At 42.3% G+C, this 24,034-nt stretch carries 24 protein-coding genes; 18 read left to right on the forward strand and 6 right to left on the reverse strand.

The genetic code is table 11. The features are described from left to right. The 5 genes from WBJ10_RS15160 to WBJ10_RS15180 form a co-directional block, all read left to right on the forward strand. The coding region (locus tag WBJ10_RS15160; protein WP_424291777.1) for a hypothetical protein at positions 1-926 on the forward strand (926 nt) is incomplete at its 5' end. A gap of 11 nt (positions 927-937) precedes the next feature. Further along, entirely contained in the window at positions 938-2,050 is a 1,113-nt protein-coding gene (locus WBJ10_RS15165; RefSeq protein ID WP_424291779.1) for an amidohydrolase family protein, read from the forward strand. A gap of 34 nt (positions 2,051-2,084) precedes the next feature. Beyond that, positions 2,085-3,509 (forward strand): Gfo/Idh/MocA family protein, encoded by a 1,425-nt coding sequence (locus WBJ10_RS15170; RefSeq protein WP_424291781.1) that lies wholly within the window; start codon positions 2,085-2,087, stop codon positions 3,507-3,509. A gap of 139 nt (positions 3,510-3,648) precedes the next feature. Beyond that, positions 3,649-4,326, forward strand: coding sequence for a carbohydrate-binding family 9-like protein (locus tag WBJ10_RS15175; protein WP_424291783.1), 678 nt, complete (start codon positions 3,649-3,651; stop codon positions 4,324-4,326). Positions 4,327-4,427: 101 nt separating this feature from the next. Next, positions 4,428-7,259, forward strand: coding sequence for an FAD-binding and (Fe-S)-binding domain-containing protein (locus WBJ10_RS15180; RefSeq protein ID WP_424291785.1), 2,832 nt, complete (start codon positions 4,428-4,430; stop codon positions 7,257-7,259). Positions 7,260-7,332: 73 nt separating this feature from the next. Here WBJ10_RS15180 and WBJ10_RS15185 read toward each other — a convergent pair whose 3' ends face one another. Further along, positions 7,333-7,800 carry a DUF4293 domain-containing protein gene (locus WBJ10_RS15185; protein WP_424291787.1) on the reverse strand — a complete coding sequence of 156 codons (468 nt, stop codon included), beginning with the start codon at positions 7,798-7,800 and terminating at the stop codon, positions 7,333-7,335. Positions 7,801-8,034: 234 nt separating this feature from the next. Between WBJ10_RS15185 and truA the strand changes: the two genes are divergently transcribed. From truA to WBJ10_RS15220, 7 genes are all read left to right on the forward strand, one after another. Further along, the gene (gene truA / locus WBJ10_RS15190; protein WP_424291789.1) at positions 8,035-8,799 is read left to right on the forward strand and encodes a tRNA pseudouridine(38-40) synthase TruA; all 765 of its coding nucleotides are present in this window, start codon (positions 8,035-8,037) and stop codon (positions 8,797-8,799) included. A gap of 15 nt (positions 8,800-8,814) precedes the next feature. Then, entirely contained in the window at positions 8,815-10,581 is a 1,767-nt protein-coding gene (locus WBJ10_RS15195; RefSeq protein ID WP_424291791.1) for an ABC transporter ATP-binding protein, read from the forward strand. Between the two features lie 27 nt (positions 10,582-10,608). Next, positions 10,609-11,883: a C4-dicarboxylate transporter DctA gene (gene dctA, locus WBJ10_RS15200; protein ID WP_424291793.1), complete on the forward strand. Its 1,275-nt coding sequence runs from the start codon at positions 10,609-10,611 to the stop codon at positions 11,881-11,883. Positions 11,884-12,111: 228 nt separating this feature from the next. Continuing rightward, on the forward strand, positions 12,112-12,990 hold the full coding sequence (sucD, locus tag WBJ10_RS15205; protein ID WP_424291795.1) for a succinate--CoA ligase subunit alpha: 879 nt from the start codon (positions 12,112-12,114) through the stop codon (positions 12,988-12,990). 203 nt (positions 12,991-13,193) lie between these two features. Further along, positions 13,194-14,222, forward strand: coding sequence for a DUF3500 domain-containing protein (locus WBJ10_RS15210; RefSeq protein WP_424291797.1), 1,029 nt, complete (start codon positions 13,194-13,196; stop codon positions 14,220-14,222). A gap of 131 nt (positions 14,223-14,353) precedes the next feature. Then, the gene (locus WBJ10_RS15215) at positions 14,354-14,743 is read left to right on the forward strand and encodes a septal ring lytic transglycosylase RlpA family protein (protein ID WP_424291799.1); all 390 of its coding nucleotides are present in this window, start codon (positions 14,354-14,356) and stop codon (positions 14,741-14,743) included. Between the two features lie 14 nt (positions 14,744-14,757). Then, on the forward strand, positions 14,758-15,117 hold the full coding sequence (locus WBJ10_RS15220; RefSeq protein ID WP_424291801.1) for a methionine-R-sulfoxide reductase: 360 nt from the start codon (positions 14,758-14,760) through the stop codon (positions 15,115-15,117). Between the two features lie 5 nt (positions 15,118-15,122). Here the strand turns inward: WBJ10_RS15220 and WBJ10_RS15225 are convergent, their stop codons facing one another. From WBJ10_RS15225 to WBJ10_RS15235, 3 genes are all read right to left on the reverse strand, one after another. After that, positions 15,123-15,452, reverse strand: coding sequence for a hypothetical protein (locus tag WBJ10_RS15225; RefSeq protein WP_424291803.1), 330 nt, complete (start codon positions 15,450-15,452; stop codon positions 15,123-15,125). 54 nt (positions 15,453-15,506) lie between these two features. Continuing rightward, positions 15,507-16,190, reverse strand: a complete 684-nt coding sequence (locus WBJ10_RS15230) for a class I SAM-dependent methyltransferase (protein WP_424291805.1) — start codon at positions 16,188-16,190, stop codon at positions 15,507-15,509. Positions 16,191-16,415: 225 nt separating this feature from the next. After that, complete coding sequence (locus tag WBJ10_RS15235; protein WP_424291807.1) at positions 16,416-17,093, reverse strand: DUF6266 family protein; 678 nt, start codon at positions 17,091-17,093, stop codon at positions 16,416-16,418. Positions 17,094-17,374: 281 nt separating this feature from the next. Between WBJ10_RS15235 and fabG the strand changes: the two genes are divergently transcribed. The 6 genes from fabG (at position 17,375) to WBJ10_RS15265 (ending at position 22,155) form a co-directional block, all read left to right on the forward strand. Then, positions 17,375-18,118, forward strand: coding sequence for a 3-oxoacyl-[acyl-carrier-protein] reductase (gene fabG, locus WBJ10_RS15240; RefSeq protein ID WP_424291809.1), 744 nt, complete (start codon positions 17,375-17,377; stop codon positions 18,116-18,118). 45 nt (positions 18,119-18,163) lie between these two features. Then, positions 18,164-18,910 carry an SIMPL domain-containing protein gene (locus WBJ10_RS15245; RefSeq protein WP_424291811.1) on the forward strand — a complete coding sequence of 249 codons (747 nt, stop codon included), beginning with the start codon at positions 18,164-18,166 and terminating at the stop codon, positions 18,908-18,910. A 53-nt stretch (positions 18,911-18,963) separates the two neighbouring features. Beyond that, positions 18,964-21,051 (forward strand): hypothetical protein, encoded by a 2,088-nt coding sequence (locus WBJ10_RS15250; RefSeq protein WP_424291812.1) that lies wholly within the window; start codon positions 18,964-18,966, stop codon positions 21,049-21,051. Between the two features lie 19 nt (positions 21,052-21,070). Next, positions 21,071-21,394 carry a hypothetical protein gene (locus WBJ10_RS15255; protein WP_424291814.1) on the forward strand — a complete coding sequence of 108 codons (324 nt, stop codon included), beginning with the start codon at positions 21,071-21,073 and terminating at the stop codon, positions 21,392-21,394. Positions 21,395-21,529: 135 nt separating this feature from the next. Continuing rightward, positions 21,530-21,850 (forward strand): HTH domain-containing protein, encoded by a 321-nt coding sequence (locus tag WBJ10_RS15260; protein WP_424291816.1) that lies wholly within the window; start codon positions 21,530-21,532, stop codon positions 21,848-21,850. 143 nt (positions 21,851-21,993) lie between these two features. Continuing rightward, positions 21,994-22,155: a hypothetical protein gene (locus WBJ10_RS15265; protein ID WP_424291818.1), complete on the forward strand. Its 162-nt coding sequence runs from the start codon at positions 21,994-21,996 to the stop codon at positions 22,153-22,155. A 95-nt stretch (positions 22,156-22,250) separates the two neighbouring features. Here WBJ10_RS15265 and WBJ10_RS15270 read toward each other — a convergent pair whose 3' ends face one another. After that, on the reverse strand, positions 22,251-22,568 hold the full coding sequence (locus WBJ10_RS15270) for an FtsB family cell division protein (protein ID WP_424291820.1): 318 nt from the start codon (positions 22,566-22,568) through the stop codon (positions 22,251-22,253). A gap of 170 nt (positions 22,569-22,738) precedes the next feature. Further along, on the reverse strand, positions 22,739-24,034 hold the full coding sequence (gene eno, locus WBJ10_RS15275; RefSeq protein ID WP_424291822.1) for a phosphopyruvate hydratase: 1,296 nt from the start codon (positions 24,032-24,034) through the stop codon (positions 22,739-22,741).

The following is a 24,034-nucleotide window of genomic DNA, read 5'->3' on the forward strand; positions in this document are numbered from 1 at the left end:
AAGGAGCGAGTGTCAGTAATTTACTGCTCCATACTTTGAAGCGATCGTTGATTCTAATCCTTCTCGGGATATTCCTTCGCTCGATGAATTCGGATCAAACCAACTTTACATTCGAGGATACACTTACCCAAATAGGCTTAGGATATACTTTCCTGGTAATCCTTGCACTATACTCCCAAAGAATACAGGTAATCGCTTTGGTTGTTATCCTGGTAGGATACTTTCTGGCTTTTGCACTGTACCCGTTGCCCGGGCCCGATTTTAATTACGCAGCTGCAGGAGTTAAAGCAGACTGGGAGCATAATTTAACTGGTTTTGCGGCCCATTGGAACAAGAACACAAACTTTGCCTGGGCCTTTGACAACTGGTTTATGAACCTTTTCCCACGTGAAAAAGAATTTCTATTTAACAGGGGTGGCTATTCCACTTTAAGCTTCATTCCCACCTTGGGCACAATGATATTGGGTTTGCTTGCAGGCAATATTCTGAATTCATCGTTTCTAAAGGAGCGGAAAATGAAACTCTTCATCATCGCCGGTGTATCCCTGATCGCTTTTGGTGTATTGTTACATGTGACTGGAATAAACCCGATAGTGAAACGGATCTGGACTCCGGCCTGGACTATATTTAGCGGGGGAATATGCTTTCTCTTCCTGGCTTTCTTTTTTTATGTAATAGATATTGAAGAGAAAAAGAAATGGTCGTTTTTCCTCATGGTCATAGGTATGAATTCAATCGCTGCTTATTGCATCGCCGACGGCGGATTAAGGAATGTAATTAATGAGTCGCTGTATATCCATCTGGGCCAGGATTTCGATAAAGGCTTTGGACCCTATGCCCCGCTTGTTACCGGTGGACTGGTTTTATTTCTTATGTGGCTGATTTTATACTGGATGTACAAAAAGAAGATATTTATTAAAATTTAACCCAGGAACCCATGTTAAATACTGCAAAATTCAGATTGCTTGTGTTGCTTGCTTTTTTAATCGTTCAAGCTTGTACACAGACCGTGAAGACATCGGAAGGTGAAAAATCAAGTCAGGACTATTACAGCCTTGATGATTTTGATAAAATCGAGAAGTACGATACTCACGTCCACATCAATGTAGACGATACTACATTTATCAAACAGGCGGAAAAGGATAACTTTAAATTGTTAACGGTAAATGTGTATTCCGGACCAACTTCAAATATTGAAGAGAAACAGGATGTGGCGCTGAAACTGATTAAAAAGTATCCTGATCGGCTGGCTTATCTAACTGCCTTTAGTCTTGAAGGATGGGGTTCCCCGGATTGGGAGTCCAAAACGCTTGCTTACCTGAAAAATTCTTTCGAAAAGGGCGCTATTGGAGTTAAGATCTGGAAAAACCTGGGTATGGAATTGAAGGACAAAGATGGGAAGTTCGTCATGGTTGATGATCCAAGGATAGACCCCATCATTAATTATATCGAGAAAAACAACGTTACGCTTTTAGGACATCTGGGCGAACCTCGTAATGCCTGGCTGCCAGTTGAGGAGATGACCGTCCTCGGTGATAAGAATTATTTTAGCGCGCATCCCCAGTATCATATGTTTCTACATCCGGAGTATCCTTCATATGACGACCAAATTGCTGCCCGTGACAGAATGCTTGAAAAACATCCAAACTTAAGGTTTGTAGCTGCCCATCTGGCCAGCCTGGAGTGGAGTGTGGATGAACTAGCAAAACGTTTGGATAAATATCCCAACATTGCTCTTGATATGGCTGAAAGGCTATGCCATTTACAACTTCAATCTGTGAAAGATTGGCAGAAGGTGCATGATTTCTTCATAAAGTACCAGGATAGACTGATATATTCCACGGACAATGGAGTGAATGCTAAGTCGAATTTTACACAAGAAAATAAAAGGTTCCATGAGATCAGGCAAAGCGACTGGAAGTTTTTTGTAACAAATGAAGGGATGAATGTGCCCCATTTCGCGGAGTCGTTTAAGGGACTTAAATTGCCTAAAGAAGTAGTAAATAAAATATATCGGGAAAATGCCCAAAAATGGTTTCCGGGCATATGAACATTGTTGATAACCAATAAAAGATTAGAAAAATATGAGAAACAATCGTAGAAATTTTTTAAAAGTAAGCGGCCTGGCTGGACTGGGAATCGCTGGTGGTGGGCTCCTTAATGGATTCGCAAGTGAATCTAAAAGTAACTTGATGGCTAATCCTAACACCGGAAGGCCTTATATTCAACAATTCAATATGAGCGGTTATGCTGCTCCAAAGCTGGAGACCGTTCGGGCCGGATTTATCGGGCTGGGACAGAGAGGCCCCGGCCATGTAATGAACCTGACGAAATGTGAAGGCGTCCAGGTTGTAGGTTTATCTGATCTCATCACTGAAAATGTGGTAAAGGTCCAAAAAAGGATAGAACCCCTTGGACATAAACCAACACTTTATTCTGGTAGCCAGGACGGGTGGAAGAAATTATGCGATAGGAAAGATGTTGATATAATCTACATTGCTACCCCATGGCACCTGCACGTTCCAATGGCCTTATATGCTATGGAAATGGGAAAACATGTGTTCATCGAAGTACCCGCAGCAGTTACGGTTGAAGAATGCTGGCAACTAGTGCAAACCTCAGAAAGAACGAAAAAGCATTGCATGATGTTAGAAAACTGCTGTTATGACTTCTTCGAATTACTTACTTTGAATATGACCAGACAGGGTTATTTCGGCGAGTTGGTGCATGCTGAAGGCGCGTATATCCATAATTTGCTGGATCTTAATTTTAGTAAGACTGGTTATCAGGATATGTGGCGCTTAAAGGAAAATGCGACTCGTAGAGGCAGTCTATATACGACTCATGGTTTAGGCCCCATTTGCCAGGCTATGAATATAAACCGGGGAGATAAGCTTGACTATCTTGTTTCAATGCAGAGCAATGATTTTCAGATGGCTGCAAAGGCTAAAGAACTGGCGGCAAAGGACGATTTTTATAAGCAATTTGCCGATGATACGTTCAACGGTAATATGAATACCACCACCATTCGTACCAGCAAGGGCCGGTCTATCATGATACAGCATGATGTAACCTCCCCACGACCGTATTCTCGGATTCATCTGATAAGTGGTACCGAAGGAACTGCACTTAAATATCCGGAGCCAGGCCGCATTTCCAACAGTCACCGTGGCTGGCTCTCAGCGGATGAATTTAAAGCCGTAGAAGAAAAATATCGTCCTGCTATCGTGAAAAAAGTTGGTGAACTTGCAAAGAAAGTTGGAGGCCATGGAGGAATGGACTTCCTGATGGATTGGCGCATTGTCGATTGCCTGCGTAATGGTTTGCCCCTGGATCAGGATGTATACGATGCAGCTTCCTGGAGCTCCGTGTTTCCACTAAGCGAATGGTCAGTAAATAATCGCTCAAACTCCATTGATATCCCTGATTTCACAGGAGGTGCTTGGCGATCTAATGCACCAGTTGACATCGATTTGAAAGTGGGAGGGACTACCGGAATTAAGGTATAATTCCCTGCATTGACTGGCTCAGGTGGCGATTTGACACCTGAGCTTTTTTTATTTGTTCATTTTATACCACAGCTTTTATTTTAACCAACCCGTAATTTTACCGTCGGGATCTTAATAGCGGAGGATTTAATAATCGAAAATGCAAAATCAGAAAGTTCCAGTTTATACGGTTGAAAAACTGAAAGGTGATATTGTAATAGATGCAAAATGGGCTAAATCTCAATGGAAAAAAATCCAACCTGTTGAAATTAAGCATAATATGGGTGATGCTTCCGTGTTCCAGCCCGATGTTCAATCCAAAATGATGTATGATGATGCGAACCTGTATGTTATATTTCAGGTGAAAGACCGCTATGTGAGAAGCGTCATAACAGAATTCAACGGTCCGGTATCAACTGATTCATGCGTTGAATTTTTCTTCTCTCCGGATGCTCAATTCCCATTAAAATATTTCAATCTTGAAATCAACGCAGGTGGTACGCCCTTGATGTTTCATGTCACTAAGCCGAGGGCAGAACTCAAAAAGTTAACTACCGACGAACTGAAGGAAATACAAATTGCTCATTCACTCCCTGCCATTGTTGATCCGGAAATTACCGAGCCGGTCACCTGGACTATTGAGTGCAGGGTTCCCCTTTCTCTTCTAAAGAAGTATTCAAATGTTAGCCATCCTGCCAAAGGAGTAAAATGGAAAGCGAATTTTTACAAAACGGGAAGTGAAACATCTAACCCCAACTACCTCACGTGGTCGTTTGTCGATAATCCACAGCCTGATTTTCATTTGCCTCAATATTTTGGAACCCTGGAGTTTCAGTAAATTGTTATTTCAATAAAAGATATCAGGATACACCAGTCTCCCGTTAATATTTCTTGTAAACCTTTAGAAATTCTTACACCTTTAGGGCTTAAATACAAGCTATGGATATTGGAAAGCTTTTGGAGAACATCCTGCCAAAAGAAAGAATCAAATCTCGCCTGGTCGACCTGGTCGCTTATGCCTCTGACGCCGGATTTTATTACCTCCGGCCGAAGGCAGTCGTCAGGCCGGTTAATGAGGACGAAATAATAGCTATCCTCAAGTTTTCCCACGAGAATAATGTCCCGGTAACTTTCCGTACGGGTGGTACCAGTTTATCAGGACAGTCGATTACTGATGGAATATTGGTAGACCTTAAACAATATTGGAACAATATCCTGATTGAAGACTCTGGAAACCGTGTTCGAGTGCAGCCCGGCATCACCGGCACAATGGTGAACGTCTTTCTTAAAAAACACAAAAGGAAAATCGGGCCTGATCCATCAAGCATCGATTCAGCGATGATCGGCGGTATCCTTTCAAATAATTCAAGTGGGATGTGTTGCGGCGTAAGTATGAACTCTTATCATACGACTAAACATATCCGTTTTATTCTTCCCTGCGGAAAGAGCTATTCCACAGAAGTTGCTGATGACTACCCGCGATTTGAAATGGAGTGCCCGGAGATTTATTCTTCAATCTTACAGATCAAACAGCAAATCTCCGGAAATCCGGAACTTTCAGATCGGATACGCACGAAATACCTGACTAAAAACACCGTTGGTTATTCGCTTAATTCCTTTATAGATTATTCGCATCCATTAGATATCCTGTCGCATTTATTGATTGGCGCGGAAGGTACTCTTGGTTTTATAGCGGAAGCAATTCTGGAAACAGTTCCAGATTATACGTACAAATCAACTGCCTTTATCTATTTTAAGGATATTTATTCAGCCTGCCAGGCGATCGAACCATTAACAAAAACGGGTGCTGAGGCCGTTGAATTGATGGATCGGGCATCACTCAGATCTATAGAAAATATTAAGGGGGTTCCGGAGATTTTTCAAACTCTTCCGGAGTCTGCCGCCGCTTTACTGGTCGAATATCAAAGCAACTCTATAGAGGATTTGGATGCGAAGATCGCAAGTTTGACGCCCTATACGAAAGAATTCCTGTTACTGGAGCCTATCACTTTCACTCAGGATACGGTTGATCAGGCTTTCTACTGGAAACTTCGTAAAGGTATGTTCCCGGCTGTAGGTGCTGTCCGCGCAAGCGGGACCACAGTAATCCTGGAGGATATCGCCTTCCCGGTCAAGCAGCTTGGAGATGCTATCCTCGATCTGCATGTGCTCTTTGCTAAATATCATTATGATAATGCGATTATTTTCGGGCATGCAAAAGATGGGAACATTCATTTTGTAGTCACACAGTCATTCAATACTGCTTCCGAAATCGACCGCTACGACCGCTTTCTGCAGGAAGTAGTTGACCTGGTAGTGAAAAAATACGACGGGACACTCAAAGCTGAACACGGCACCGGGCGTAATATGTCGCCTTTCGTCGAAACGGAGTGGGGAACTGAGGCGTACCATATAATGAAAACCCTGAAAGCAGTTATTGATCCGAGAAACCTCCTTAATCCCGGTGTTATCATCAATGAAAACAAGAACGCCCATATCCAGGATCTGAAATCTCTTCCTTCCGTTGAGGAAGAAGTTGACCGTTGTATTGAATGCGGCTATTGTGAACATAAATGTCCGAGCCGAAATATAACTACAACCCCAAGGCAGAGAATAGTAATCCGGAGAGAATTAGCACTGCTAAAAGACAAAGGAGATATGGCAACCCACAAGGAGTTGTCTTCACAATATCAATATGACGGAATTGATACCTGCGCCCTCGACGGCCTTTGTGCAACGAGCTGCCCGGTAGATATCAACACCGGCGACCTGATCAAGCGTCTTCGCCGGGAAAATCATTCAGATTTTGCTAACAAGGTGGCTTTATGGGTATCCAGGAACTTTGCGCTTGTTACAGCTGTTGTGAATTTTGCGCTTGCCACAGGTAATGCAATCAATAGGATAATTGGTAAAAATGCCATGATTGCGATTACCAAAACGATCAAAAAGATTATTCCACCTTTTCCTCTGTGGAGCAACCAGCTCCTTACAACAGGCCGCATAAAAGGAGAATATATCGAACGGGTTGCAGATTTCACGGCCGAAGGAAATACGGTAGTTTATTTCCCCACCTGTATTTCAAGGGTTATGGGAGGTGCAGAAAACAAGAAGAGCATTCCTGATACCTTTTTAAGTGTATCGCGTAAATCGGGTATTCATGTGATTATCCCGGAAGGAATTAAAGCGCTTTGCTGCGGACAATTGTTTTCTTCCAAAGGGTTTAATATGGCATACGCTTCCACCTGCAATGAAACGGTATCGAAGCTTTGGGAGATCACTAACGAGGGCCGGGTACCAATTGTACTGGACGTAACCTCCTGTTCACAAACTCTGCAGAAATGCCGTCCGGTTCTCGACGAGATCAATAAGCAGCATTTTGACCAGTTGACGATTATGGACAGTATAGATTATCTCCACGACTTTATCATGCCGGGGGCGAAAGTCCCGAACAAGAAGGGCACTATTGTTCTGCACCCCGTTTGTTCATTACAAAAGATGGGATTGGAGAGGAAATTTATTGCTGTTGCAAATCACTTTACAGATTATGTTCATGTTCCGGTCAACGCCGGATGCTGTGGAATGGCGGGCGACAGAGGGTTTTTATATCCGGAACTCACAGCATCAGCAACAGCTCCCGAAGCAGGGGATGTAAGGGTCAAGAATTATGATGGTTATTACTCCTCCGGCAAAACATGCGAAATTGCCATGTCGGATGCGGTAGGTAAAAACTATGAGTCGATTTTGTATTTGGCGGATGAGAGCCTGGAATAAGGTGAGAGATGATAGGTGAAAGGTGGCAACTGACAATTGAAAACTGAAAGCTGAAAACTTAAGGTAGGCGAGGCTACCTCAGTCGATCGGCTGATTTGATCAATTTGTCATCTTTCTTCATCCCGCGAATGGCCAGGATTAAGAACAGAATAGCAATTGAGGGAAGCAGGGTTCCTATTCCGTAGTTCTCAGCGCGGAGTTCCACGGGTCCAAGGACGCCTTTTGCTGTTTGTATCAGCCAAAAGCTGAATGCAATAACCAGGGCTATCGACAGGTAAGAAAGTAGTACTTGTTTCTTTCGGTCTTTATAAAGAAATATGGTAATAAAAGGGATCAAAGCAAGGATTACCGAGGCGATGGTCAAACCTAAAAAGGGCTGTGTCTGAACTTGTTGTCCGGCGACGTTTTGATATACACCCATTACTTTGATCAGGCTCGCGGAGCCATCAGGATTCAGTACTTGGAGGTAAGGGAATAAAAATAAGCCGAAAATGCAGGCTGTGGCAAAAAATAACCAGACGCTTTGGATTCTTTGTATCATATGATTGGGAAATTTTCACAAATATAATAATAGGATTAGGATTCATATAATAGGATTCATAGGATGATAGGATTCATAGGATGCTGGGCGGAGAACTGTCGGGAATAGGATTCATAGGATGGTAGGATGAATAGGATTAAGAAAAATTGTGTGGAATAGGATTCATAGGATGCTGGGCGGAACGATCTTGATACTTGATACCTGATACTTGATACTTCTTTTTACATTTGCAACTTGAATCCTCTAACAAGATACTTCATAGAAATCGCCTACAACGGCACCGCTTACCACGGCTGGCAGACCCAGAAAAATGCGAATTCTGTTCAGGAAGTTTTAAATAAAGCATTATCAACCATTTGCAGGGAGCATGTGGAAACGCTGGGATGTGGCCGGACAGATACAGGTGTTCATGCCCGGCAGCTTTTCGCCCATTTTGATCTTGCAAGTGAAACTAATGTTTTAGACCCCAGATTTCTTCTAAGCCTGAATTCTTTGCTTCCCTACGATATCTCTGCTAAAGCTATTTTCCCGGTGAAAAACGATGCGCATGCGCGTTTCGATGCAATCAATCGCTCTTACGAATATCATATCCATTTCAAGAAAGATCCATTTAAACATAATTTATCATGGTTGCTCAGGGATATTCCTGATATTGAATTAATGAATCAGGCTGCGGGAATTATAATGGAATATACCGACTTTAGTTGCTTTAGTAAATCCAATACTCAAACATTTACCAATAATTGCACGATTTCGAAAGCTGAATGGACTCATAGCCCCGGGGGTATGATATTTCACATTTCGGCAGATCGCTTTTTAAGAAATATGGTCAGGGCAATTGTAGGGACCTTGATGAAGGTTGGAAAAAAGGAAATACAGCCTGAAGAAATACGGATGATTATAGAAAGCAAAGACAGGTCAAATGCAGGTGAATCGGTTCCTGCCTGCGGGCTATTCCTTACAGAAGTTCATTACCCATATATCACATCCAATCAATAATTCACCTGTTGGGAAATGGCAAAAGTAAGCGGTAAAGCAGTAGATATAAGTCTTTTGAGAAGGATTTTTCAGTATGTAAAGCCATACCGTAGAATCTTCATCTGGTCAATTATCTTAACGGTCGTAATCGCTGTTTTAGCACCTATCCGGCCCTGGCTGATACAGCTAACTCTGGATAGATATATCCTCGAAAATGATAGTTCGGGTTTGCTCAACATGACTCTTTTAATGATCGGCCTTCTGCTGGTACAAACTCTTTTTCAATACTTTCACACCTTTTTTACCAATATACTTGGACAGTCAGTCATTAAAGATCTCCGGGTCAACGTCTTTAACCACATAAGCAGCCTCCGCTTAAAATATTTCGACAGAACACCGATCGGACAACTCATTACCCGCACAGTTTCGGACCTTGAAACCATTGCTGACATTTTTTCCGAAGGTTTGATAGTTATTATCGGCGATATACTTCAGGTTGTCGCGATCATTGCTGTGATGCTGTACACCGATTGGGAATTAACCCTCGTGGTGCTTATCCCTATGCCCTTTCTCATGGTGGCCTCTTACGTCTTTAAAGAGGCAATCAAATCCGCGTTTCAGGAAGTTCGTACCCAGATTTCAAATCTGAACACCTTTTTACAGGAACATATCACAGGGATTAAGATCATACAATATTTCGCCCGTGAGAATCAGGAGATGCGGAAGTTTAAGAGGATCAACGCAAAGCACCGGGATGCACATATCCGTTCTAACTGGTATTATTCGATATTTTTTCCTGTGGTAGAAATTATCTCAGCGATGTCGCTGGGTTTGCTGGTGTGGTGGGGATCGGAGTCGATACTTGCCGATAGGATCACTCCAGGTGTGGTAGTGTCGTTTATCATGTTTATTAACATGCTTTTCCGCCCAATTAGAGAGCTTGCAGATAAATTTAATACACTCCAGATGGGGATGGTTGGAGCCGAAAGGATCTTTAGCGTGCTCGACACGGACGAGAAAACGGAGAATAAAGGAAAGTTAAAGCTAGAGAACATCCGGGGAGATATAGAATTTAAGGATGTCTGGTTTGCATACAATGAGGAAAACTGGGTGTTGAAAGATATTTCTTTTCATGTCAAACCCGGCGAAACATTGGCTCTGGTTGGGGCCACGGGGGCTGGGAAGTCATCGACGATCAATATCCTCAACCGTTTCTATGAAATAAACAAAGGGTCTGTCAAGATTGATGGCCTTGATATTCGGGAATATGAACTCAGCTTTCTGCGGTCTAACATTGCTACAGTATTGCAGGATGTATTTTTATTTTCTGATTCCATCGCAAATAATATCAACCTGAATAATAAGGCGATTACCCGTGACGAGCTTATCGAAGCAGCAAGGGAAGTGGGGGCTGAAGATTTTATTCAGCGTTTGCCCGGTGGCTTCGACTATGATGTGATGGAACGCGGCGCAACACTTTCAGTAGGGCAAGCTCAGTTAATTTCTTTCATTCGTGCCATGGTCTATAACCCGAAAATACTGGTCCTGGATGAAGCAACCGCCTCGGTTGACACAGAAACAGAGGAATTGATTCAAAATGCGATAACGAAGCTTATGCAGGGCCGCACCTCTATTGTAATCGCCCACCGCCTGTCAACCATACAAAACGCCGATCGAATCATTGTACTTGATCATGGCGAAATAAAAGAGTCCGGATCTCACCAGGAGCTTCTAAAACTGGATGGGTACTACAAACGACTTTATGATCTGCAGTTTAACTCGGAGGGAATCGGTAAGGAGTAATACAAATTTTCCTACATTAGCCTTCCAATGAAACGCGTCATCACCCATCTCACCTTTCAGGTACTTGTTGCCATCGTCATTGGAGTTCTGGTAGGCTTAAATTTTCCGGGATTTGCTCCGACCGCAAAGCTTATTAGCCAGACTTTTATAAACATGATCAGCATGCTTATTGCGCCGATCATCTTTTTCACCATTGTGCTCGGAATTGCTCAAATGGGCGATATGAAGAAAGTTGGCAGGGTAGGAGGCAAGGCGCTTTTATATTTTGAGATAATTACCACTCTGGCAATTGTGATCGGATTGCTTGTTGCAAATATTTTCCAGCCTGGAAAAGGGGTAGACGTGGCAAAAACCCATCCCGATCTTTCTAAAGTTCAAACTTTTCAGGAAGGTGCAGAAGGCATGAACTGGCTTGAATTCTTTGCCCATATCGTACCGGAAAATATTTTTGATTCATTTGCAAAGGGTGATATCCTACAGATACTATTCTTTGCCGTGCTGTTCGGTTTTGCTTTAAGCCGCATGGGCACTACAGGAACTTCACTCATCCACACTTTTGAAAAGCTTTCTCAGGTCATCTTTAATATAATGAAAATGATCATGAAGCTGGCACCCTTTGGGGCCTTCGGAGGGATGGCTTATACCATTGGAACCTACGGCATCGAGACACTCTATCCTTTGGGAAAATTGATGATTGCGGTGTACATGACCATGTTCGTTTTCATTTTCGGGGTTTTAAATGTTATCGCCTATCTGTTCAAATTCAGTCTCTGGAAATACCTCAAATTCATCAGGCAGGAGATCGTGATTGTGCTTGGTACATCCTCATCTGAGTCGGCTTTGCCTAGCATGATGTTAAAGATGGAGAAATTCGGCTGTTCCAAACCTGTTGTTGGACTGGTAATCCCCACAGGATATTCCTTCAACCTGGACGGAACATCAATATATCTTTCAATGGCGGTCATTTTCCTCTCTCAGGTGTTCAATATAAATCTTAGTTTAGGCCAGCAAATAACCATCATAGGAGTACTGATGGTAACCTCAAAAGGGGCCGCAGGTGTTACAGGCAGTGGCTTCATAGTGCTCGCTTCTACGCTTACTGCTTTGAAAGTTATACCCGTCGAAAGCATTGCCATCCTGCTGGGCGTCGACCGGTTTATGTCGGAAGCCCGGGCAATCACCAACCTGATTGGAAACGGCGTAGCAGCGGTTGTGATCGCTAAAAGCGAAAAAGAATTTGATCAGGCAGCTTACAGAAAAGCGACTGATCCCAAAACGGGTGATTTAATTAGTGAGGGTTAAACGTGTCATTGAGAGCGCAGCAATATCCATTTGTCATTGCGAGCGCAGCGAAGCAATCTCTGATATCCTCCCAGCATCCTATGCATCCTATAATCCTATGAATCTTAATCCTATCATCCTACCTTCCTGCTAATCCTATTCATAATCAATCTTATTACAATTCTTTTCCAAATTACCTTTGGACATTCTAGCCTATTCTATTAGCTTTGCGATACAAAAATATATTCAATGAGTGTACTGGTAAATAAAGATTCAAAAGTTATAGTTCAGGGTTTTACAGGAAACGAAGGCACATATCATGCCTCGCAGATGATTGAATACGGAACGCAGGTCGTAGGAGGTGTAACTCCCGGAAAAGGTGGTCAAACTCACCTTGACAGGCCAGTATTTAATACTGTAAAAGATGCAGTTGATAAAACCGGAGCTAATGTTTCAATAATCTTTGTACCACCGGCTTTTGCTGCTGACGCGATTATGGAAGCTGCAGAAGCTGGAATTAAAGTCATTGTTTGTATAACTGAAGGTATCCCTACAAAGGATATGATCCTTGTTAAAGAATATCTGTCAGATAGAGACTCCCGCTTGATCGGCCCGAATTGCCCTGGCATTATCACAGCCGATGAAGCTAAGATTGGTATTATGCCAGGATTCATCTTCAAAAAAGGTGGAGTAGGAATTGTGTCTAAATCAGGTACATTAACCTATGAAGCAGTAGATCAGGTTGTGAAAGCCGGACTAGGTATTACAACAGCTATTGGTATTGGCGGTGATCCGATCATTGGAACTCCAACCAAAGAAGCGGTTGAATTGCTGATGAATGATCCCGAAACTAAAGGTATAGTGATGATCGGCGAAATCGGCGGAAGCATGGAAGCTGAAGCAGCGCGCTGGATTAAAGAAAATGGTACAAAACCAGTAGTAGGCTTTATTGCCGGACAAACAGCGCCTCCGGGACGCCGTATGGGTCACGCAGGAGCAATTGTTGGTGGTGATGATGATACAGCAGCAGCGAAAATGAAGATCATGAGAGAATGTGGTATTCGTGTCGTTGAATCTCCGGCGGAAATTGGAGCTGCGATGGCGGAAGAATTGGCGAAATTAAATTAAGATCATATTGATATGTCATCTATAAACCGGCCTATGCCGGTTTTTTTGTTTTTAGGATAGTCTGGAATAGGATTTTGTCTGGAATAGGATTCATAGGATGATAGGATTCATAGGATGTATGACTCAGAGGCCATCGTGATATAACCCCTTTTTACTAAATTTTTAAACAAGCTTGAATTCCTTTTATTTGATTAAATTAGATTATGGATCAATTGAAATCGGTATTTAAGGCATTGATAGTTATATGTGCTATTATTGTTGTAATTCCGGCAAACGGCCAGGATCTGGCTAAGAAGGCAAATTCTTTTTTGAATACTTTGTCAACAGAATTGAGAGCTCAGGCGCAGTTTGACTTTGAGCATGCCGAGCGTTTTAATTGGAATTTTGTACCGATAGCAAGAAAAGGTCCATCCTTTCGCGATTTCAATGTAGAACAAAAAAATGCGGCAATTTCCCTATTAAGGGCATCTCTAAGTGATCAGGGTTATCAAAAAGCAAGAGCAATTATTGAACTGGAGAACGTTTTAAAAGTGTTGGAGAAGCGGGCTCCTGCCGACAAATATCGTGATCCATTGAATTATCATATAAGCATTTTCGGGGAGCCTTCTTCATCGAAGGAATGGGGATGGCGTTTCGAAGGCCACCACATATCTCTAAATTTCTCATCCCTTCGGGGAGTTCTTATTTCCTCCACGCCCTCTTTCTTTGGTTCCAATCCGGGAATTGTGCCTGGTGGTGAAAAAAAGGGCACACAGGTACTTAAGAAGGAAATGGAACTAGGATTTTTGCTTCTGAATTCCCTGGACGGAGGCCAATTAAAGATAGCTCATTTTTCAGAAAAGGCGCCCTCTGAAATTATCACTGGAAACAGTCGCAAGGCTTCGTTGTTAAACCCCACTGGCATTGAATTTGGTGAATTAAATGCGGTGCAGAAAAAAATATTCATGCAATTGCTTGATGTTTACATCAGGAATTATGCTTCTGAATTTTCTGAAAAATTTTTAGCCAAAATAAAAACGGGCGGCATAGATGATTTGCACTTCGCATGGGCCGGAAGCTTGAAGCCGGGGAGTGGTCATTATTACAGAATTCAGGGAAAGAGTCTTTTGATTGAATATGATAATACGCAGAATAATTCCAACCATGTGCATACCGTTGTGCGCGATCTTTCGAATGATTTCGGTGAGGATGTGTTAAAAGGGCACTATCAGAAACAAGACCACCATCATTGAGAATAATGTAAGACTTATTTTCCAATCCTGAAAAGCTGACTGAAACGCATTTGGAGGCGCCAAAACTGCGAATTTTGCCATCCAGCCAGAAATTCGCATCTTTGCACCCGTTCAACAATTGAATGAAGCATATGAAAACACTAATTTTTATACTCTTCACGCTTTTTGCAACAGCATCAGGAGAGCCCGGCGGGAAGATTACAAACACTTCAGATCCGATAACAGTAAAAGGGAAAGCTACTTATTACGCTAACAAATTTCACGGCCGCAGGACCGCTAACGGCGAAGTATTCAGCAACAAAAAACTAACTGCAGCCCATCTAAAATTACCATTCGGAACAATGGTTACTGTAACTAATGTCGACAATGGCAGAAGCGTTGAAGTTCGTGTCAATGACAGGGGCCCGCACAGCAGGTTCTACATTATCGACCTATCACAGGCTGCTGCTAAAAAGATAGGTATGTTTGGAAAGGGAGTAGCGAATATTGAAATGACCTACACCTTGCCGAAAAGGAAATAATTAAATCAGTCCTCATGGAGTACAATAAACTTAGCCCCGAAGAAGAGTATGTTATCTTACATAAAGGCACGGAACGTCCCTTTACCGGAGAACTACTCAACAATAAGCAGGCTGGAACCTATATCTGCAAACGCTGCGACGCACCGCTATACCGATCAGAAGACAAATTTGAATCGAACTGCGGGTGGCCTAGCTTTGATGATGAAATTGAGGGAGCTGTAAAAAGCCTTACCGATGCGGACGGGCGCAGGACGGAAATTCTTTGCAAGAATTGCGACGCGCATCTAGGGCATGTATTCGAAGGCGAAAGGTTCACCCCGAAAAATACACGGCACTGTGTCAATTCTTTGTCGATGAAGTTTGTTCCCGCCTGAGCGGGTTATTTTATGTACACTTCCCCTTTGTATGGTTCAATTACTGAATGAAAGCTGAACCCCGCAACATGGACAAGGTAATAGGTCATGATATCGCACCAGCAGATTTCATCCTTGAAAATTTCCAGCTGTGGTAATGAACCACGCTGACAGCTTTGTTCTTTATCATAATCATATAACCCGTCATTATCTAGGCACCATTGTCTAAATAGGTCGAACTCCTTGGGATCTGAAAAAACGATCTTAAAGAAAGTTTCCTCTCTCACATCCTTGAGATCATCATTCATGTAGTGATGGTACTTATGCCGGTGACGGATTATTTTCGCTGTTGTCATATATGCAGTTTACTAGCTAAACTTCAGGCGATGAAAATTGTTCTTAAATGTCAATTAATTTTGTTTTCTGGCCCAAATTACCGCCCAGAGTAAATATTTCCAGAGAATGTCAGTTTCAGTAAAGCCCGCATGCTGCAATTGATCAAAGTGCCATTTTATCGGGGTATGGAAATCATGGGCGTCCTGATGCTCCATCCACATGTCCCAGTTCTCCTGCGTGGAACCTAATTTAAATGCCTCTTCTTTCCAGGCTGCGATATTTGTTTTATAGATTTCATCACTGATTCCCCGTGTCTGGTCAGCAAAAATGAATATCCCTCCGGCCTTCAAAGCCTGATGTACCTCAGAATAAAGTTTAATTTTATCCGGATCCTCAATATGATGAATAGCAATGCTCGACATGATCAGGTCATAAGATCCTGGAGGTAGATGCATGCTTTTAAAATCAGCCTGGATGTATCTGATATTAGGCTTATTTGAAAAGCGTTGCTTGCTTTCTTTGAGGATATCTTCAGAAATGTCAAGCGCATCAATCTCAGCTTCCGGAAATCTTTTGATCATCTCATCCGTAAGATTCCCGGTTCCACAACCCAGATCCAGTATCCTTTTAGGTTGAAAATCTTCCGGGATGTAATGAAACATATTGTACATCAGCTCGGAGTACCGGGGAACACATTTTGCAATCAGCTCCGAATACTTGCTGCTTATCTGGTCATAAAACTGTTCAACTTTTTCCATGGTTTACTTGTAGTCCTTTAATCGAAAGTACGGAAAGTTTGAAACCTAACCTGAACAAACATTCTGAAATTGAACCGCAAAGTTCGCAAAGTTCGCGCAAAGGACGCAGAGGCATGACGGGAGACAACTATTTCCCTTGACTCGTCCTCTGCGGAAAACTCTGCGCACTTTGCGGTAAATCCTTGTCGGAAATCCAAAGTCGGAAATCCACTCAGACTTCAGACCTCAGACCTCCGACTTCCGACTTCCGACTTCCGGCATCAGACCCCCGACCACCACCTGCCCCAAATACTGACTCTTCGAGCATTTCAACCTGTCAAAAGACACAAAAGCCAGATATACTTCAGCCACTTTTCCGAGTTCTGCTTTGCGAATTGGGAGTTTTGCAGTGCCCTTGATTCTTGTACCCTCAAAACTCACGTAAAAACTTCCCGTCTCTGGAATAATTGCTAATAGCAGACAGTTATCTATCGACGACGCCTTCTGGTGGCCAGATAGCCACTCCCAATTGTAAGTGAGGGTGTAGCCCCCTTTACATTTTACGCTTGGGTTGTCAGCGCCCGACAGATCCCCGTGACTTATCATAAATGCTGGGAAATTGAGCTGGAAGTCATGGAATTCACCAAGTACGTTCTTTGCGTTACATGAATAAGATGCCATCAGGCCTGTCATTTTTGGTGAGTAACTGCGAAAAGTAATCGCCACAAGAGCCTTTATTTTTTTAAGCCACCCATTTAAATAAGCAAATTTTGCTCTTGCAGCTTCCTGGCCCGGTGTCGGCTGCCGGTCTTTTGTAATCCGCGGTAATCCGCGAATATAGCTGCCGCCTTTCCAATTGTAACCGATATACGATCCTGCCTTACCGCTGAAACCGCCGTTTGGCCCATTGTTCAAACGTCCCATAGTTTTTATGTTTTAGGATTAATACTACTATACAAGGTACCTGATTTCTGGGACTTTTGCAACACCAAAGCGCTGGCAATAAGGTGTTTAATGTCTATCTGGTCGGGACAACAACGTCAAAAAGCGAACGATGTGCGTACAATGTCCGTTTAATGTGCGTTTGGAAAGCGTTATGATATAGGTTTTAGGGATGGGAGGTTTTGGCCGTATATCATAATCCTTCTTCTTAAATTGCCCGTTTTTTTCGAAAAAACCCTAATTTCACAGTTCGAAACTATACTATGAAACTACTCGAAGGAAAAGTCGCTCTTATAACAGGCGCATCTAAAGGAATTGGGCGTAAAATCGCAGAAAAATTTGCAGAACATGGCGCTGATGTGGCATTCACTTATTTGTCATCAGTTGAGCAAGGCGAAGCTCTTGAAAAAGAACTCCAAAGCTTCGGGACCAAAGTTAAAGGCTATCGTTCTGACGCCTCTAAGTTTGCGGATTCTGAAAAGCTGATTAATGATATCGTAACTGATTTTGGAACCCTTGATGTAGTAGTAAATAATGCAGGGATCACTAAAGATGGTCTGCTAATGCGGATGACGGAAGAGAACTGGGATGATGTATTAAATATTAACCTTAAATCAGTTTTTAATATCACCAAGGCTGCTTCTAAAGTCATGATGAAAAACCGTAAAGGAGTTTTCATTAATATGAGTTCAGTCGTGGGTGTTCAGGGAAATGCAGGTCAGGCTAATTATGCGGCCTCTAAGGCTGGAATTATTGGATTTTCCAAATCAGTAGCAAAAGAATTAGGTTCACGAAATATACGTTCCAACGTGGTTGCTCCCGGCTTCATCCGTACTGAGATGACTGAGGTGCTTGATCCGAAAGTTGTAGAAGGATGGGCTCAGGCTATCCCTTTGAAACGTGCGGGTGAGACAGAGGATGTTGCAAATCTCTGCGTATTTCTCGGATCAGATATGGCATCCTATATTACCGGACAGGTAATTCCTGTGGACGGAGGAATGTTATAATATACTCCTGATATTAACGTATATTGATTTGTAAATGGTTCTGTAATGACCGATAACAACAATAAAGCTTATAAAAGATATCTTGTAACCCCTGCGGTTATACTTGGCTTATCGCTGATCATCTCGACATTGATTTTCTCCGGTGCCTGGAGGAAAATCAAAAGTGAGAACCAGACTATTACTGTTACGGGATCTGCTAAGAAAGTCATTGTTTCAGACCTTGGTATTCTGCGGGGTACCATTATTGTTGAAGCTGCAACTGCCAGTGACGCTTATCGCGACCTACAGCTTCAAAAGCCTGTACTGCTGGCATATCTCAAAAGAAAAGGTTTTGATGACGACAAAGTAAATTACCAGACTATAAACTCCTATCCGAATTTCAACTTCAATGCCCAGGGACAGAATATGGGTATAAGATCTTACAGTGCCTCACAGATGATTGATATATCATCGTCTGATGTTAAATTGATCAAAGAGATTTCCCTTGAAATTAGTTCGCTTATACAGCAAGGGGTGAATTTCCAGGTTAATCCACCTGAATATTATTATACCAAACTCAGCGACATTAAAATTGAGATTCAAGCTCAGGCAGCCAGGGATGCCATGACCCGCGGCGAACGTATAGCAGAGGCTACAGGAAGGGAATTAGGAACCCTGAAAAGTGCCAGAATGGGCGTCCTGCAAATCATACCCGAAAACTCCAACCTTACTTCAGATTATGGCATCAACGACGTAAGTTCAATCCGTAAGGAAATTGTTGCAGTGGTTAATGCCAATTTTGAGATAGATTAGATAGTCTTTATTTAAAGTTTCAAGCTTTAAAAAAAAGGCATATTTTTATAATTATGCCCTTATTATTTCAGCTTCAGTTTACGTCCTCTTCTTTTTTCTGGCTGTTTGGCTGTCTGGCATTAGGTATTGCGTATGCGTTTGTATTATACGGCGCTTCCGCACATCTTGGAAAGGCCGTTCGAAATGCATTATTCGCTTTAAGGGCTTTAGCGATCACCATTCTTTCCTTCCTCTTATTCGCGCCCCTTATTCGTGATATAGAGACTACCATTGAAAAACCGCTGATCATCATCGCGCAGGATAATTCAGCTTCGATCCTTGTTTCGAAATCAAAAGACTTCAACCAAAAATCTTATACCGATAATTTGAAGAGGCTCGAAAAGGAGCTTTCCAGCGACTATGATGTACGTTCTTTTAGCTTCGGATCTGATGTTAAGAACGGTCTGGACCTAAGGTTTAACTCACCAGTTACTGACATTTCATCCGTCTTCAAGTTAATTCAGGACCAGTTTTCGAACCGTAACATTGGAGCCCTGATCATCGGAAGCGATGGAATCTACAATCGCGGGCCTAATCCGGAATATGAGGCGCGGAATCTGAAATCATCGATATATACTGTAGCGCTGGGCGATACCATCCCGAAAAGGGACCTGCTTATTTCCAATGTTAACTTCAATAACATCACGTATCTCGACAACCAGTTCCAGGTTGAAGTTACTGTAGAGGCCTACCAGGCACAGGGAAGTACTTCAATGCTTTCAATAAGTGACAAGTCCGGTTTAATTTATTCACGGCCGGTTTCTATCAATTCGAATGAGTTTCGTCTGATGGTTCCAATTACTCTTCTGGCTAGAAATAAGGGAATTCAGCAGTTCAATATCCGGCTGTCACCCATCTCAAATGAGTTATCGGTGAAAAATAATAGCCAAACTATTTTTGTCGAGGTGATTGACGGCCGACAAAAGGTGCTTATTGTCGCCAATTCTCCGCATCCTGATCTTACTGCAATTAAGCAGTCAGTTGAGATAAATAAAAATTATTCGGTTAAGGTATCTCTGGCAGATGCGGTTGATGCGGCTGACATTAAAGACGCGGGTCTAGTGATCCTGCACCAACTGCCATCGTTAAGCAAAAACGGGCAGGATATATTAAAACTGGCTGCTGACAAGCCCCTCTTGTTTATCCTGGGAGCACAAAGTAACGTCGCAGCATTTTCTGCAGCACAATCAATTCTAAGCATTACCTCTACAGGTAATACCCAGGAGGCAATTGCTAGTTTTGAGCCGGATTTCTATGGTTTCACTTTAAGTGATGCCAATAAACAACGGATCAGGAACTTTGGACCGCTTATCAGTCCCTTTGGCAATTATGGTTTAAAAGGTCCTTCTAATGTGATGATGAGCCAGCAAATTGGTAAGGTGGTGACCAAGATGCCGATGCTCGTTTTTGGCGAGGACGGGCAGCGAAAGATTGCTGTGCTTGCCGGGGAAGGTATCTGGCGGTGGCGGCTTGAAGATTTTCAGGAAAGTGGAAATCATGAAGCAATTGATGAACTGGTTGGGAAAACTGTGCAGTACCTTTCCACCCGCGAAGACAAACGCAAATTCAGGGTTTATACCTCCAAAAATGCGTTCGATGAAAATGAACATATTTTAGTCAATGCAGAGCTTTACAATAGCGCATTTGAACTGATCAATACTCCCGATGTCAATATTTCACTCACTAATAAGTCCGGCAAAAGCTATTCATTTGTTTTTTCCCGGACTACCAATGCTTACAGCCTGGATGCGGGGGTTTTGCCAGCAGGGGAGTATAGCTATAATGCCCGCACAGAACTTGGAAAAGATAAATATACAGCAGTTGGCCAGTTCGTCATTACCCAGCAGGAAGCAGAATTAAGGCAGACAAGGGCAAATCATCAACTGCTTTATGCGCTGGCCCAGCAAAGCGGAGGTAAACTAGTTTTCCCTGCGCAGATTATGGATCTTGTTAAGCTCATCAAAACAAACGAAAATGTAAAAACGGTTTCCTATGAAGACCGTAAATACGAGGAACCAATCAATCTTAAGTTAGTTTTCTTCATAATCCTCGCCCTTCTCACAATTGAATGGTTTTCAAGAAAAAGAAACGGCGAGGTTTGATTTACAAATAAACCGCCTTATGGAAGATAAAAAAGTACATTTAGTTTTTAAGAAGGTCAAGGAGCTAACCAAAGAAGATAGAGTCCTGTGGAGGGAAGAGGCAGATGGCAGCACGTTCTATACCTCAGTCAGCGATTATAAGATCTATATCGGCAAAAGTGTCGGCACCGTTTCGTTTGAGCTTTTCAATCATCATAATGAAAAAATAGGTATGCTCGAGCAAGGTGGTTACTTTGATAATAGCGAAGGGATAGATACCTTTTATGAGGCGGTTAGAAAGAAGGTTTTGAAGATTGATGATGGCCTGGATGATCTTCTAAATCGACTTGACCAGGTCGAATAGTTTAAACGAAAACCGCTAGTTTTTTATTTCCGACCGTTAACTAAGGTTCTTTTACAATAATTCCTAAATTCTTCGGGGGTTGATACTTTTAGGCTTTAAAGCAAATGGCCGGGATGGAGATAAGTTTATTCGGAAATGAAACTGCTTGAACACATGCAGCGCATTAACCGCTTGCATGAAATGATCAAACACCGGCGGACAGGCACCCCTCAGGAGCTTGCTAAACGACTGGATCTTTCTCCATCCATGTTATACAAGTTTATCGAAGAACTTAAATTAAAAGAAGCACCCATTGAATACTCACGGGAGCTGAGATCGTATTACTATTCTCAACCCTATCTAATGAATATCACGGTAGTATTCAGGCTTTTAGATGACCATGAATTGAAGGATTATTCTGGAGGATATGCTATGCACATAACTCTGGTTTATTCCTTGCCGCAGACTCAGTTTTAGCACCCACTTCCTCATTTCTTTACGCATTCCAATTTTATTATAGTGAATGAAGGTTATTTCGATCATCGCGATAGATGCTGTACAGCAGAAGGCAGAAACCGAAAAGCCTGAAAAGAGTAGGTGATTAAAATAACAGTTTAATTATGAAAAAGTTAGATAGCGTTTTTGGTTGTGAAGAGATTTCACAAGTGGATATGCGGAGCATCAATGGTGGTGAAACCATAGGGTACTGGATTGGATATGCATTCGGGAAAACCGTAAAAGCGGTTCAGGAAGTAATCTCGCCGTGCTGTAGCTGCACGTAAGCATTAAATTGAAACCATTGCACAAGGGTTATTGCCCTTGTGCGATGGTTGAATCTAATTCAAATTAATTCCGGTAAATTCAGGGTATATGAATTCTAGAAAAAAGAACTTTTTTCCTTTTTAGGTTCTTCCTTTATGATCACGAAAACATCTTCGTTTTCCTTTTTCATGAGGTACTTTTCCCTTGCAAATTTTTCAAGTTTTGCACGGTCTGTGGTTAGTTCAGTAAGATCTTTAACAGTTTTTTCAGTTTCCGTAATATAGAATTCCTTCTCTGCTTCAAGTTTGTTTAGCTGCTGGCCATAATCATACTGAGACATCAGGTCATTGCGGTCAAAAAATAACATCCAGGTCAGGAATACTATCCCCGAAATCAGGTATTTATTTTTAAGTATGTTAATAGCCCTTGTCATGAAGTAAATATAAGGTATGGAACTTATAATGGATGAGGTTTAGTTTGGGTAATTACTAACTTGTTAACAATGTCTGAGGTCTGAGGTCTGAGGTCTGAGTATAGCCGTTCAAATTACGAATAATTCCTTTAAACGATTTGCTTCAGACTTCAGACTTCCGACCTCCGACATCACTTCTTCAAAAACTTAAAATCCTTCCCAATAAAACGGGCATTGACTCCAAGTTCTTCTTCAATACGCAGGAGTTGATTATATTTTGCTATCCTGTCTGAACGGGAAGCAGATCCTGTTTTAATTTGTCCGCAGTTTAAAGCAACCGCGAGGTCAGCGATGGTATAATCCTCAGTTTCACCTGAGCGGTGACTCATAACGGTGGTATAGCCGTTGTTTTGTGCCAAAGAAACCGCATTGATGGTTTCGGTTAAAGTTCCGATCTGGTTAACTTTCACCAGAATAGAATTTGCCGTATCACTTTCAATTCCGCGTTGAAGATGCTTAACATTAGTAACGAATAAATCATCGCCGACAAGCTGAACTTTCGTGCCCAGGGTATCGCTCAGTAATTTCCAGCCATCCCAATCGTTCTCGTCCATTCCGTCTTCAATAGAAATGATCGGATATTTTTCAACTAGTTGTGCAAGGTATTTCACCTGCTCCGCGCTAGTGCGAACAGCGCCTTTTTCACCCTCAAATTTGGTATAATCGTATTTGCCGTCTTTGAAGAATTCGGAAGCAGCACAGTCAAAAGCTAAATAGATATCTTTTCCCGCTTTGTAACCTGCTTTGTCTATAGCTTTTAGTATGGTTTCAATTCCGTCCTCAGTGCTGTCGAATTTAGGTGCAAAACCACCTTCGTCACCAACTGCTGTTGATAAGCCTCTGTCGTGAAGGATCTTTTTCAAAGTATGAAATACCTCTGTTCCCCAGCGTAATGCTTCGGAGAAAGAGGAAGCGCCTACCGGCATGATCATAAATTCCTGGAATGCGATCGGTGCATCCGAGTGAGAACCTCCGTTGATAATATTCATCATTGGTATAGGCAGGGTGTTTGCATTTACACCACCAATATATCTGTAAAGAGGCTGGCGACTTTCTTGTGCAGCTGCTTTAGCGACAGCAAGCGAAACGCCTAAAATGGCATTCGCACCAAGATTGCCTTTATTTTCCGTGCCGTCTAATTTTATCAATAAGCTGTCGATGCTATTTTGCTCGAAAACATCTACTCCGTTTAATTCAGGAGCGATCTTTTCGTTTACATTAGCAACTGCTTTTAAAACACCTTTACCTAAGTACACCGACTTATCTCCATCCCTAAGCTCAACTGCTTCATGGGCACCCGTAGAAGCACCTGACGGTACTGCTGCACGGCCTATAATTCCGTTTTCTGTTATTACATCAACTTCTATAGTTGGATTGCCACGGGAATCCAGAATTTGTCTTGCGTGTACGTCGATAATTAAACTCAT

This window comes from Daejeonella sp. (genome assembly GCF_049655485.1).
Taxonomy (GTDB): domain Bacteria; phylum Bacteroidota; class Bacteroidia; order Sphingobacteriales; family Sphingobacteriaceae; genus Daejeonella.